General features: G+C 54.6%; 9 protein-coding genes. 3 read left to right on the top strand and 6 right to left on the bottom strand.

What is annotated here, in order from left to right:
* Nucleotides 1–281: 281 nt before the first annotated feature.
* A complete protein-coding gene (gene djlA, locus OGY71_RS21455; RefSeq protein ID WP_286613705.1) occupies nt 282–1,097 on the top strand; it encodes a co-chaperone DjlA in 816 nt (271 codons plus the stop codon).
* Between the two features lie 95 nt (nt 1,098–1,192).
* Here djlA and rluA read toward each other — a convergent pair whose 3' ends face one another.
* The 6 genes from rluA to araB form a co-directional block, all read right to left on the bottom strand.
* Nucleotides 1,193–1,852: a bifunctional tRNA pseudouridine(32) synthase/23S rRNA pseudouridine(746) synthase RluA gene (gene rluA / locus OGY71_RS21450; RefSeq protein WP_003829598.1), complete on the bottom strand. Its 660-nt coding sequence runs from the start codon at nt 1,850–1,852 to the stop codon at nt 1,193–1,195.
* Nucleotides 1,853–1,863: 11 nt separating this feature from the next.
* Complete coding sequence (gene rapA, locus OGY71_RS21445) at nt 1,864–4,770, bottom strand: RNA polymerase-associated protein RapA (protein ID WP_063941096.1); 2,907 nt, start codon at nt 4,768–4,770, stop codon at nt 1,864–1,866.
* A gap of 177 nt (nt 4,771–4,947) precedes the next feature.
* Complete coding sequence (gene polB, locus OGY71_RS21440) at nt 4,948–7,299, bottom strand: DNA polymerase II (RefSeq protein WP_286613702.1); 2,352 nt, start codon at nt 7,297–7,299, stop codon at nt 4,948–4,950.
* 90 nt (nt 7,300–7,389) lie between these two features.
* Complete coding sequence (gene araD, locus OGY71_RS21435) at nt 7,390–8,085, bottom strand: L-ribulose-5-phosphate 4-epimerase (protein ID WP_126319269.1); 696 nt, start codon at nt 8,083–8,085, stop codon at nt 7,390–7,392.
* 105 nt (nt 8,086–8,190) lie between these two features.
* Nucleotides 8,191–9,693: an L-arabinose isomerase gene (gene araA, locus OGY71_RS21430; protein WP_003829590.1), complete on the bottom strand. Its 1,503-nt coding sequence runs from the start codon at nt 9,691–9,693 to the stop codon at nt 8,191–8,193.
* A gap of 10 nt (nt 9,694–9,703) precedes the next feature.
* On the bottom strand, nt 9,704–11,413 hold the full coding sequence (gene araB / locus OGY71_RS21425; protein ID WP_286613700.1) for a ribulokinase: 1,710 nt from the start codon (nt 11,411–11,413) through the stop codon (nt 9,704–9,706).
* A 339-nt stretch (nt 11,414–11,752) separates the two neighbouring features.
* On the opposite strand from araB, the gene araC reads away from it, so the two are divergent.
* Together araC and OGY71_RS21415 are read left to right on the top strand one after the other, a co-directional pair.
* Nucleotides 11,753–12,598 (top strand): arabinose operon transcriptional regulator AraC, encoded by an 846-nt coding sequence (gene araC, locus OGY71_RS21420; RefSeq protein ID WP_003829586.1) that lies wholly within the window; start codon nt 11,753–11,755, stop codon nt 12,596–12,598.
* Nucleotides 12,599–12,717: 119 nt separating this feature from the next.
* Nucleotides 12,718–13,485, top strand: coding sequence for a DedA family protein (locus OGY71_RS21415; RefSeq protein ID WP_003829584.1), 768 nt, complete (start codon nt 12,718–12,720; stop codon nt 13,483–13,485).
* The last annotated feature ends 52 nt before the right edge of the window (nt 13,486–13,537 follow it).

The following is a 13,537-nucleotide window of genomic DNA, read 5'->3' as shown; positions in this document are numbered from 1 at the left end:
ATTTTATACCTACCACCTTTCAAGCTGCATCTTCGTTGTCTTCCTCGTTCACCCCAGTCACTTACATGGGTAAGCTCCAGGGGACTCACTACGTTGCCGCCTTGCTGCAACTCGAAATCCAACGGGTATAGCGTTTGTGGTGTTAGGCACGGCATTGAATGACAGGTATGATAATGCAAATTATAGGCGATGTCCCACAATTGACCGCAGCCGTAAATCGGTAAAAGCACCTTATATTGTGGGACATAGCCTGGCTGAGAGCGGAAAGATTTGGGGAGTCTATGCAGTATTGGGGAAAGATAATTGGTGTAGCCGTGGCCTTAATGATGGGCGGCGGCTTCTGGGGTGTGGTTCTGGGGCTGTTAGTTGGCCACATGTTCGACAAAGCCCGCATGCGCAAAATGGCGTGGTTTGCCAACCAACGTGAACGCCAGGCGCTGTTTTTTGCCACCACTTTTGAGGTGATGGGACATCTGACCAAATCCAAAGGTCGCGTCACGGAAGCCGATATTCATATCGCCAGCCAGTTGATGGATCGGATGAATTTGCACGGTGACTCGCGAACGGCAGCACAACATGCCTTCCGGGTAGGAAAATCGGATAATTACCCATTACGTGAAAAGATGCGTCAGTTTCGCAGCGTCTGTTTTGGTCGATTCGATCTGATCCGCATGTTTCTGGAGATTCAGATCCAGGCGGCATTTGCCGATGGGTCGTTGCATCCTAACGAACGTGAAGTGCTGTATGTGATTGCTGAAGAGTTGGGGATCTCACGCACCCAATTTGATCAGTTCCTGCGCATGATGCAGGGCGGCGCACACTTTGGCGGCGGATATCAGCAGCAGTCTGGCAGCGGTGGCTGGCAGCAGGCGCAACGTGGCCCGACGCTGGAAGACGCCTGCAATGTGCTGGGTGTGAAAACGACCGACGATGCGACTACCATAAAGCGGGCTTACCGTAAGCTGATGAGCGAGCACCATCCGGACAAACTGGTTGCGAAAGGTCTGCCGCCAGAGATGATGGAAATGGCGAAGCAAAAAGCGCAGGAAATCCAAAAAGCTTACGAGCTGATTAAGGATCAAAAAGGATTCAAGTGATTGAATTGCCGGATGCGGCTAGCGCCTTATCCGGCCTACGTTAATGAATGTAGGCCGGGCAAGCGAAGCGCCCCCGGCATAAATTGGCTCAGAATTTAAAAATCCGCCGGGACTTTAAACGTCATACTGTTGCCGTATTCGGGATGCGTGATGGTTAACATCTCTGCATGCAGCAACAGGCGCGGCGCTAACACCAGAGCTTCCGGCGGAGCATAGAAGCGGTCGCCCAGGATCGGATGCCCTAAAGCCAGCATATGCACACGCAGCTGGTGGGAGCGTCCGGTAATAGGTTTGAGCACCACCCGGGCGGTGTTATCCGCTGCAAACTCCACGACTTCATACTCTGTCTGCGCCGATTTCCCGGTCTCATAACACACTTTTTGCTTTGGCCTGTTTGGCCAGTCGCAAATCAGCGGCAAATCAACCAGACCCTCGGCCGGAGCGGGATGCCCCCAGACGCGTGCAACATACTGCTTTTTCGGTTCGCGCTCGCGAAACTGGCGTTTTAGCTCGCGCTCTGCCGCTTTGGTTAGCGCGACTACAATCACGCCGCTGGTGGCCATATCCAGACGATGCACGGATTCAGCCTGCGGATAATCGCGCTGAATACGCGTCATCACGCTGTCTTTGTGCTCATCCAGACGACCTGGCACAGACAACAAGCCGCTCGGCTTGTTGACCACCATAATGTGTTCATCCTGATACAGGATGACCAGCCAGGGTTCCTGCGGCGGATTGTAGTTTTCCATCCCCATGTATGGCTCCGTTACTGATGCGTCACGACGATCAAGCGCAGGGCATCGAGACGCCAGCCCGCCTGATCCAGGCTTTCCATCACCTGCTGACGGTTGCTTTCGATTGCGCTAAGTTCGTCATCACGGATGTTCGGGTTAACGGCACGCAGCGCTTCGAGACGGGAAAGTTCTGCCGTCAGCTTCTCGTCAGCTTCTTTACGCGCTGCGTCGATCAGCGCGCGGGCTGATTTTTCCACCTGCGCTTCACCGAGTTGCAGAATGGCATGAACATCCTGCTGCACGGCGTTGACCAGTTTGCTGCCGGTGTGGCGGTTAACGGCGCTGAGCTGACGGTTAAAGGTTTCGAACTCCACCTGTGCAGCAAGGTTATTGCCGTTTTTATCCAGCAGCATGCGTACCGGCGTTGGTGGCAGGAAGCGGTTTAGCTGCAGTTGTTTCGGTGCTTGCGCTTCAACAACATAGACCAGCTCAACCAGCAGTGTACCAACAGGTAATGCTTTGTTTTTCAACAACGAAATAGTGCTGCTTCCGGTGTCGCCGGAGAGGATCAGATCCAGACCATTGCGGATCAGCGGATGCTCCCAGGTAATAAATTGTGCATCTTCACGCGACAGGGCGACATCGCGCTCGAACGTAATGGTGCAGCCATCTTCCGGCAGCCCAGGGAAATCCGGCACCAGCATATGATCGGACGGCGTCAGCACGATCAAATTGTCGCCACGGTCATCCTGATTAATACCGACGATATCAAACAGGTTCATGGCGAAGGCGATCAGGCTGGTATCGTCGTCCTGTTCTTCAATACTCTCAGCCAGTGCCAGCGCTTTTTCGCCGCCGTTAGAGTGGATCTCCAGCAGGCGATCGCGACCTTGCTCCAGCTGTGCTTTCAGCGCGTCATGCTGTTCGCGGCAGGTTTTGATCAGATCGTCAAAGCCCTCGGTATTTTCTGGTTCAGCCAGGTAGCCGATCAGATTGTTATAGACCGTGTCATAGATGGTACGGCCGGTCGGGCAGGTGTGTTCGAACGCATCCAGACCTTCGTGGTACCAGCGCACCAGCACAGATTGCGCGGTTTTTTCCAGGTACGGAACGTGAATCTGAATATCATGCGCCTGACCAATACGGTCCAGACGGCCAATACGCTGTTCCAGCAGATCCGGGTTGAACGGCAGGTCAAACATCACCAGATTGCTGGCGAACTGGAAGTTACGCCCTTCGGAGCCGATTTCAGAGCACAGCATTACCTGGGCGCCGCTATCTTCTTCGCTAAACCATGCTGCGGCGCGGTCACGCTCAATGATCGACATCCCTTCATGGAATACGGCGGCGCGGATACCTTCGCGCTCGCGCAGAACCTGCTCCAGCTGAAGCGCGGTAGTGGCTTTCGCGCAGATAACCAGCACTTTTTGCGAGCGGTGGCTGGTCAGGTAGCCCATCAGCCATTCCACGCGCGGGTCAAAGTTCCACCAGGTGCCGGTGTCGCCTTCGAATTCCTGATAAATCTGTTCCGGGTAGAGCATGTCGCGCGCCCGGTCTTCTGCACTTTTACGCGCGCCCATAATGCCGGAGACTTTAATCGCCGTCTGGTATTGGGTCGGCAGCGGCAGCTTGATGGTATGCAGTTCGCGTTTCGGGAAGCCTTTCACGCCGTTACGGGTGTTACGGAACAGGACGCGGCTGGTGCCGTGGCGGTCCATCAGCATCGAAACCAGCTCCTGACGCGCGCTCTGTGCGTCTTCGCTGTCGCTGTTTGCCGCCTGCAATAGCGGCTCAATGTCCTGCTCGCCAATCATGTCGCCTAACATGTTCAGCTCATTGTTACTCAGCTTGTTGCCTGCCAGTAGCATCGCGACGGCGTCGGCGACCGGACGATAATTTTTTTGCTCTTCAACAAACTGGGCGAAATCGTGGAAACGGCTCGGGTCCAGCAGGCGCAGGCGCGCGAAGTGACTTTCCATGCCCAGCTGTTCCGGTGTAGCGGTTAGCAGCAGGATGCCCGGCACACGTTCTGCCAGTTGTTCAATGGCCATATATTCGCGGCTGGGCGCGTCTTCGCTCCATACCAGGTGATGGGCTTCATCGACAATCAGCAGATCCCACTCGGCGTCACACAGATGCTCCAGACGCTGTTTATTACGACGGGCAAAGTCCAGCGAGCAGATGACCAGTTGTTCGGTTTCAAACGGGTTGTAGGCGTCGTGCTGCGCTTCTGCATAACGCTCATCATCAAACAGTGCAAAACGCAGGTTGAAGCGGCGCAGCATTTCGACCAGCCACTGGTGCTGTAATGTCTCTGGGACGATGATCAGCACGCGCTCTGCGGCGCCGGACAGCAGTTGTTGATGCAGGATCATCCCGGCTTCAATGGTTTTACCTAAACCCACTTCATCTGCCAGTAAAACGCGAGGGGCATGACGACGGCCAACATCATGGGCAATGTTCAGCTGGTGAGGAATCAGGCTGGTACGTTGACCACGCAAACCACTCCACGGCATACGGTATTGTTCGCTCTGAAATTTACGTGCGCGATAGCGCAGAGCAAAGCGATCCATACGGTCAATCTGGCCGGCAAACAGGCGATCTTGTGGTTTACTGAATACCAGTTTGCTGTCGAGCAGTACTTCACGCAGCGTGACACCGGTTTCTTCGGTATCCAGGCGGGTTCCGATATAGGCAAGCAGGCCGTTTTCTTCTTTTACTTCATCGACATGCAGTTGCCAGCCTTCATGGCTTGTTATCGTATCGCCAGGATTGAACATCACGCGGGTCACGGGGGAATCACTGCGCGCATACAGACGGTTTTCGCCCGTCGATGAGAAAAGTAAAGTGACGGTTCGCGCATCCATGGCGACAACAGTACCAAGTCCCAATTCGCTTTCTGTATCGCTGATCCAGCGTTGACCAAGTGTAAAAGGCATATATGTTCGGCTCTATATCTTTAATTGCAGGCAATACTCGTCATTTTCCGGGCTAGTCCCCGTTATTGAGAGCATACGACCCCGCTACCAGGCTAATAAATCAGTGGTAGTGGTGTTAAATGGGTCCAGGAATGGAAAGGGCGCTATGGTACTGGATGGCGGCGGTTTCGTCACGCGTCAAAATAACCCCAGTTGTCCTGTGAGTAGTGTAGCAAAATTATCGTCAATAAAGGGAAGAATTCCCTCGGCAACGGGTTGGATCTGGCGGGTCAGATAATGCTCGTAATCGAGCACAGATAGCTGATAATCAACAGGTTCTGGGCCATTGACCGTCCAGACATATTTTATGGTTCCGCGATTCTGATACTGTGGCGGACGCCCCAGCTTTACATTCTGCTCATCGGCTAACCGCGCAGCGCGAACGTGTGGTGGAACATTTCGCTGGTATTCACTTAACGGGCGACGCAGGCGCTTGCGGTACACCAGTTGTTCATCCATTTCACCGGCCATCAGACGGTCAATAGTCTCGCGAACAAACTCCTGATAAGGTTCGTTACGAAAAATTCGCAGGTATAGCTCCTGCTGAAACTGTTGGGCCAGCGGCGTCCAGTCGGTTCGTACCGTTTCCAGTCCCTTAAACACCATACGTTGCTCAGCACCGTCCTGAATCATCCCCGCATAGCGTTTTTTACTGCCGGTATCTGCACCGCGAATGGTCGGCATCAGAAAGCGACAAAAATGGGTTTCAAATTCCAGTTCCAGCGCGCTGGTCAGATTTTGTTGCTTCAGCGATTGCGCCCACCAGGTGTTGACGTAGCTCACCAGTTCCCGACCAATTCGGGCTGCATCGTCTTCTGAGTGCGCCTTTTTCAGCCAGACAAAGGTCGAGTCGGTATCGCCATAAATGACATCGTAACCCTGAGCCTCAATTAACGCTTTGGTCTGGCGCATGATCGCATGGCCGCGCATGGTAATGGACGAGGCCAGTCTCGGGTCGAAAAAGCGACAGGCAGTGGTGCCCAGCACGCCGTAAAATGCGTTCATGATGATTTTCAACGCCTGCGAGAGTGGCTTATTGCCACGGCGTTTTGCTTCTTCGCGCCCGTGCCAGATCTGAGTAACGATTTCAGGCAGGCAGTGCTTTTCGCGTGAAAACCAGGCGTCAAGGAAACCTTCGGTGCTGTGTTCCGGATCCGGCTGCGCCATCCCTTCGATAAGCCCCACCGGATCGATTAAAAAAGTACGAATTATTGAGGGATACAGGCTTTTGTAATCCAGCACCAGTACCGAGTCGTATAAGCCTGGGCGTGAGTCCATCACGTAGCCGCCGGGACTGGCGTGCGCGGGGACTTCACCCAGATTCGGCGCCACATAACCCGCCCGGTGCATTCGTGGCAGGTAGAGATGTCCGAAGGCGGCAACTGAACCACCGTGCCGGTCGACCGGCAGACCGTTGACCGTCGATCGTTCCAGCAGAAATGGCATGATCTCGGTTTTGTGAAAAATGCGCGTGACCAGTTCACAGTCTTTGAGATTGTAGGTGGCAAGCGCGGGCTTATCCTGGGCAAATCGACGGTCGATTTCGTCCATTCTGTCCCACGGATTATCAATCGACTTCCCTTCGCCCAGCAGCTCCTGTGACACCGTTTCCAGTGAAAATGACGAGAAATTCCAGAACGCGGATTTTAGCGCCTCAATACCGTCGATAATCAGGCGCCCCTTAGCCTGAGCGAAGAATATGCCGTTTTTGAAGCCATGCTCGCGCCACTCAAGCTCGCTGCTATCACGGCCAAAACGCAGGGGAATGCGGTAACGTTCGGCGTGCTGTTGCAGGACGCGTAAATCGAATTGCACGACGTTCCAGCCGATTATCACATCAGGATCGTGACGGGCAATCCAGTCATTGAGTTTTTCCAGCAACTGCGGGCGGCTTGCAACGTACTCAAGTTCAAAATCCAGCGTAGAGGCGTCGCCATTTGCCGGGCCGAGCATGTAGACAATACGCTGCCCGCAGCCTTCCAGACCGATGCAATAGAGTTCGCCGTGGCGCGTGGTTTCGATATCCAGCGATACCCATTTTAGCGGTGGTCGATAGTCAGGGTTCGGCTTCAGGCGGGCATTGACCAGCATGTCATTATGTCTGTCGCCTTCGACCCAAACAGGGGAGGTGATAAAGCGCTCCATCAGATACCGCTCAGGTGGGCGTACGTCGCCCTCATAGACGGTGACTGCGTTTTCGCGCAGCAATTTTTCCAACCGCATGAGCTGGCGATGTGAGCGGCAATACAGTCCGGAAACGGGTTGGCGGTGGAAGTCTTGCAATTGCAGCGGCGTCAGGCGATAGCCGTTTTCAGTGCGTAATAATGGCGTCACGCGAGGAACCTGACTGGTGGGAATAAACGCGACCGACTCCTGAGGAGCGAGCGTGACCTGCAGCGGCCCATTGTCTGTAGCCAGCCAGAATGAGACCTCAGTTCCCTGCGGGGTGTCCCGCCAGTGCCGGGTTAAAATAAAACCTGCTTGCGCCACGCTGCGTATCCATCAAAAAACCAGGCATTATTATAGCCTGGTTCTGATAGATTAGCTGTGATTTTATACAGTTGTCATGCTCAGAAGAGGTTACTGCCCGTAATACGCTTTAGCACCGTGTTTACGCAGATAATGTTTATCTAACAGGGTTTGCTGCATATTCGGCAATTGCGGCGCGAGCTGGCGACAGAAGATCCCCATATAGGCGACTTCTTCCAGCACGATGGCGTTATGCACCGCGTCTTCGGCATTTTTTCCCCAGGCAAACGGACCGTGAGAGTGCACCAGCACGCCAGGCATCTGCGCGGCGTCAATACCTTGTTTCTCAAAGGTTTCAACGATCACGTTGCCGGTTTCCCATTCATATTCGCCGTTGATTTCTTCGTCGATCATTTTCCGTGTGCAGGGAATCGAACCGTAGAAATAGTCCGCATGGGTGGTCCCCGTTGCCGGAATCGACTGACCCGCCTGCGCCCAGATGGTTGCATGACGCGAATGGGTGTGAACAATACCGCCAATGGTCGGGAATGCCTGATACAGCAAACGGTGTGTTGGGGTATCTGAGGAAGGTTTCTTCGTACCTTCAACAACTTCACCCGTGGCGATACTGACTACCACCATATCGTCGGCGGTCATTACGCTGTAATCGACTCCCGAAGGTTTAATCACAAACACGCCGCGCTCGCGATCGACGGCGCTGACATTCCCCCAGGTCAGGGTGACCAGATTGTGCTTAGGCAACGCCAGATTGGCTTCCAGTACCTGATGTTTGAGATCTTCTAACATGATGCTCTCCGATGAATCTTGCCGGATGGCGCTACGCTTATCCGGCCTACAAATCGCACATTCTTGTAGGCCGGATGAGGTGTTTACGCCGTCATCCGGCAGTTGTTAACGTTTGAAGCCGTAATACACTTCGTTCCAGCGCAGCGCGTCCTTAAAGGCCGGCAGACGGGTATCGTTATCGATCACCGCGATCTCGATATCGTGCATTTCAGCAAACTGGCGCATATCGTTCAGATCCAGCGCGTGGCTGAACACGGTGTGGTGCGCGCCACCGGCCAGGATCCAGGCTTCAGAAGCGGTTGGCAGATCCGGTTGAGCTTTCCACAGCGCGTTAGCGACAGGCAGTTTTGGCAGGGAGTGCGGCGTTTGTACCGTGTCGATGCAGTTAACCAGCAGGCGATAGCGATCGCCGAGATCGATCAGGCTGGCAACCACTGCCGGGCCGGTTTTGGTGTTGAAGATCAGACGGGCAGGATCGTCTTTACCACCAATGCCGAGGTGCTGTACGTCGAGGATCGGTTTCTCTTCCACCGCGATGGACGGACACACTTCCAGCATGTGCGAGCCGAGCACCAGATCGTTGCCTTTCTCGAAGTGGTAGGTGTAATCCTCCATAAATGAGGTGCCGCCCTGCAGACCGGTTGACATCACCTTCATGATGCGAAGCAGAGCGGCGGTTTTCCAGTCGCCTTCGCCCGCAAAGCCGTAGCCTTGCTGCATCAGACGCTGTACGGCCAGACCAGGGAGCTGTTTCAGGCCGTGTAAATCTTCAAATGTGGTAGTGAAGGCGTGGAATCCGCCCTGTTCCAGGAAGCGCTTCATCCCCAGTTCAATACGGGCCGCTTCCAGGACGTTCTGACGTTTTTCACCGTGGACTTGCGTCGCCGCAGTCATGGTGTAGGTGCTTTCGTACTCATCGATCAGCGCGTTGATTTCGCCGTCGCTAATTGCGTTCACTACCTGCACCAGATCGCCCACGGCCCAGGTGTTTACCGAGAAGCCGAACTTGATCTGCGCAGCGACTTTATCGCCATCGGTGACCGCAACTTCACGCATGTTGTCGCCAAAACGGCAGACTTTAAGGTGGCGGGTATCCTGTTTGGACACGGCCTGGCGCATCCAGGAGCCAATGCGTTCGTGCGCTTGTTTATCCTGCCAGTGACCGGTGACCACGGCATGCTGCTGACGCATACGCGCGCCGATGAAGCCGAACTCACGACCGCCGTGCGCAGTCTGGTTCAGGTTCATAAAGTCCATATCAATGCTGTCCCACGGCAGGGCGGCGTTGAACTGGGTGTGGAACTGCATCAGCGGCTTGTTGAGAATAGTCAGGCCGTTAATCCACATTTTTGCCGGTGAGAAGGTATGTAGCCAGACCACCATCCCTGCACAGCGATCGTCGTAATTCGCGTCACGACAGATAGCGGTAATCTCATCAGGGGAAGTGCCTAGCGGTTTTAATACCAGCTTGCAGGGCAGTTTGGCTTCAGTATTCAGTGCGTTAACGACGTGCTCGGCATGTTGGGTTACCTGACGCAGGGTTTCAGGGCCATACAGATGCTGGCTACCAATCACAAACCACACTTCATAGTTATCAAAAATCGTCATTGTCGTGTCCTTAATGTGTCAGGGTTGCCAGGTCTACCGGGGCTTGTTGCGCCGGAGCGGCAGTCGGAAGGTATTGCTGTTCAGCGCTTACTGCCCACTGCTGATAGCGGCGGTAAAGCTGTTCAAAACGTTGAGCCTGCTCTGGGCGAGGTTGCAGCGTATTTTCCACGGCGCTTGCCATCTGCTGTTGAGCGGCAGGGATATCGGCGTGTACTTTCGCGGCAACGGCGGCGAAGATAGCCGCACCGAGTGCGCAGCACTGGTCTGAAGCGACAATCTGTAGCGGACGGTTCAGCACGTCACAGCAGGCCTGCATGATGACCGGGTTCTTGCGCGCGATACCGCCAAGCGCCATCACGTTGTTAACCGCAATGCCTTGTTCGGTGAAGCATTCCATAATGGCGCGCGCGCCAAAGGCGGTGGCGGCAATCAGACCACCGAACAGCGCTGGCGCGTCGGTTGCCAGGTTCAGATCGGTAATCACCCCTTTCAAACGCTGGTTGGCATTGGGCGTACGGCGACCGTTGAACCAGTCGAGCACGACCGGCAGATGCTCCAGTGATGGATTTTTCGCCCATGCTTCGGTGAGTACAGGCAGCAGCTGTTTTTGACTGGCTTTAATCTGGGTCTGCAGTTCCGGATGCTGTACGGCAAGCTGTTCCAGCGGCCAGCTCAGCACGCGGCTAAACCAGGCATAGATATCACCGAATGCAGACTGACCAGCTTCGAGGCCAATAAAATTCGGCACCACGCTGCCATCAACCTGGCCGCAAATACCTTTCACCGCACGCTCGCCAACGCTTTGCTTATCGGCAATCAGAATGTCGCAGGTTGACGTGCCGATGACTTTCACCAGCGTGTTAGGCTGTGCACCTGCGCCGACCGCGCCCATATGGCAGTCAAAAGCACCGCCTGCAATCACCACACTTTCCGGTAGTCCCAGACGCTGTGCCCACTCGGCGCATAGGGTGCCAACCGGCAGATCCGCGGTGAAGGTATCGGTAAACATTGGGTATTGCAGATGGCGGTTGAGGATGGGGTCGAGTTCGTCAAAGAAACTGGCTGGCGGCAGACCACCCCAGCTTTCATGCCACAGAGATTTATGCCCGGCGCTGCAGCGACCGCGACGAATATCCTGTGGGCGTACGGTGTTGGAGAGCAGGGCCGGAACCCAGTCGCATAGCTCAATCCACGAAACCGCAGCTTCGGCAACTGCGTGGTCCTGACGAGTTACATGCAGGATTTTGGCCCAGAACCATTCGCTGGAATAAATGCCGCCGATATAGCGGGAGTAATCGATCTTGCCCGGTGTATGGCACAGGCGGGTGATTTCTTCGGCTTCTTCTACTGAGGTGTGATCTTTCCACAGGACAAACATCGCATTCGGGTTTTCCGCGAACTCCGGACGCAGCGCCAGTACATTACCGTCTGCATCGATGGGGGCCGGGGTTGAGCCGGTACTGTCAACGCCAATACCGACCACTTCCGCGCGCTGCTCAGCGCTCAGTTCGGTCAGTACGGTTTTCAGCGCCGCTTCCATGGATTCAATGTAGTCGCGCGGATGATGGCGAAACTGGTTGTTTGGGCCATCGCAATATTGCCCTTCCTGCCAACGTGGGTACCACTCAACGCTGGTGGCGATCTCTTCGCCGGTGGCACATTCCACCGCCAAAGCGCGTACTGAATCACTACCAAAATCGAGGCCAATTGCAATCGCCATCGTCTTACTCCATCCAAAAATACGGGTATGGATAAACAGTAGTGAGTAGCGATAAAAACCGTCAGGCAGGATCCGCTAATCTTATGGACTAAAATGCTGTTGCATCACAAAGTGTGACGCTGTGCAAATAATCAATGTGGACATTTCTGCCGTAGTTATAGACACTTTTGTTAGCCGGTTTTGACGTTGGCGTAGTACATGTTTTTTACAAAGAGCTTTTCACAAGCGGGGTTGGTGGTCCATTGCCGCAAATACAGCGGCCCGCAGGGGCGACAGCGATGATGTCTGGCGTAATATGGACAAATTGTTTCTTGGCAGGACGTAGGGAGTATTGAAATTATGGCTGAAACGCAAAACGATCCCCTGTTGCCAGGTTATTCGTTTAACGCGCATTTGGTGGCCGGATTAACCCCCATCGAGGCGAACGGATACCTGGATTTTTTTATCGACAGGCCGCTGGGTATGAAGGGTTATATCCTCAATCTCACCATCCGTGGCGAAGGGGTTATCAATAATCAGGGCAAGCAGTTTGTCTGCCGGCCTGGCGATATTCTGTTGTTTCCACCTGGAGAAATTCACCACTACGGGCGCCATCCTGATGCCAGCGAGTGGTATCACCAGTGGGTTTACTTTCGCCCGCGCGCCTACTGGCAGGAGTGGCTGACCTGGCCGGCCATTTTTGGCCAGACCGGTTTTTTCCGCCCGGATGAAGCACATCAGCCGCATTTTAACGAGCTGTTTGGGCAAATAATTAACGCTGGGCAGGGAGAGGGTCGTTATTCCGAACTGCTGGCGATTAATTTACTGGAGCAGTTGTTGCTCCGACGTATGGAAGCCATCAATGAATCGCTACACCCGCCCATGGACAACCGCGTCCGCGATGCCTGCCAGTACATCAGCGATCACCTGGCGGACAGCAATTTTGATATCGCCAGCGTCGCGCAGCACGTCTGCCTGTCGCCTTCCCGTTTGTCGCATCTGTTCCGTCAGCAGTTGGGGATCAGCGTATTAAGCTGGCGCGAGGACCAGCGCATCAGCCAGGCGAAGCTACTGCTGAGTACCACACGTATGCCTATCGCCACCGTAGGTCGCAATGTTGGCTTTGACGATCAGCTCTATTTCTCTCGTGTTTTCAAAAAATGTACCGGTGCCAGTCCGAGCGAGTTTCGTGCAGGATGTGAATAAAAAGTGAATGATGTATCCTGAAAGTTGTCATAACTCGCAATCTATTCAGACAATTGATGGCTTGACGAAGTTGAGAGGGGTTATCAAAATCCCTGCTTCGTAAATTTGACGGACACATTATGCAAGCATTGCTGGAACACTTTATTCTCCAGTCCGCCCTGTACTCTCTGATCGCCGTACTTCTGGTGGCTTTTTTGGAGTCGCTGGCGCTGGTTGGTCTGATTCTGCCCGGGACCGTGATGATGGCGGGGTTGGGCGCGCTGATTGGCAGCGGCGAACTGAACTTCTGGCATGCCTGGCTTGCGGGCATCGTCGGCTGTCTGTTGGGGGACTGGATCTCCTTCTGGTTGGGCTGGCGCTTTAAAAAGCCATTGCACCGTTGGTCGTTCATGAAAAAGAACAAGGCGTTGCTGGATAAAACCGAGCATGCCCTGCATCAGCACAGCATGTTTACTATTCTGGTGGGGCGTTTTGTCGGACCGACGCGCCCGCTGGTGCCGATGGTAGCAGGCATGCTGGATCTGCCTGTCGCTAAATTTATCGTCCCGAATATTATTGGCTGCGTGCTGTGGCCACCGTTCTACTTCCTGCCGGGGATCCTGGCGGGAGCGGCAATTGATATCCCTTCTGATATGCAGAGCGGGGATTTTAAATGGTTGCTGCTGGCGACGGCGGTGTTGCTCTGGGTGGGCGGGTGGTTTTGCTGGCGGCTGTGGCGCAGTGGCAAAGCGGCTGTTGATCGCTTAACGGCGTATTTCCCCCGCAGCCGTTTGCTGTATCTGGCGCCGTTAACGCTCGGGATCGGCGTGGTCGCGCTGGTGGCGTTACTGCGCCATCCGCTGATGCCGGTGTATATCGATATTCTGCGCAAAGTGGTGGGTTACTGACGATACCTTTGCTTGCCTTATCCGGCCTACAAAATGTGCGACCTGCAGGCCG

This window comes from Citrobacter sp. Cpo109 (assembly GCF_030332565.1).
Taxonomy (GTDB): domain Bacteria; phylum Pseudomonadota; class Gammaproteobacteria; order Enterobacterales; family Enterobacteriaceae; genus Citrobacter; species Citrobacter portucalensis.
This window is presented reverse-complemented; position numbering and strand designations above follow the sequence as displayed.

Coding starts and splice junctions, on each gene's coding strand:
- djlA (WP_286613705.1), top strand. CDS start 282: ATGCAGTATTGGGGAAAGATAATTGGTGTAGCCGTGGCCTTAATGATG.
- rluA (WP_003829598.1), bottom strand. CDS start 1,852: ATGGGGATGGAAAACTACAATCCGCCGCAGGAACCCTGGCTGGTCATC.
- rapA (WP_063941096.1), bottom strand. CDS start 4,770: ATGCCTTTTACACTTGGTCAACGCTGGATCAGCGATACAGAAAGCGAA.
- araD (WP_126319269.1), bottom strand. CDS start 8,085: ATGTTAGAAGATCTCAAACATCAGGTACTGGAAGCCAATCTGGCGTTG.
- araA (WP_003829590.1), bottom strand. CDS start 9,693: ATGACGATTTTTGATAACTATGAAGTGTGGTTTGTGATTGGTAGCCAG.
- araB (WP_286613700.1), bottom strand. CDS start 11,413: ATGGCGATTGCAATTGGCCTCGATTTTGGTAGTGATTCAGTACGCGCT.
- araC (WP_003829586.1), top strand. CDS start 11,753: ATGGCTGAAACGCAAAACGATCCCCTGTTGCCAGGTTATTCGTTTAAC.
- OGY71_RS21415 (WP_003829584.1), top strand. CDS start 12,718: ATGCAAGCATTGCTGGAACACTTTATTCTCCAGTCCGCCCTGTACTCT.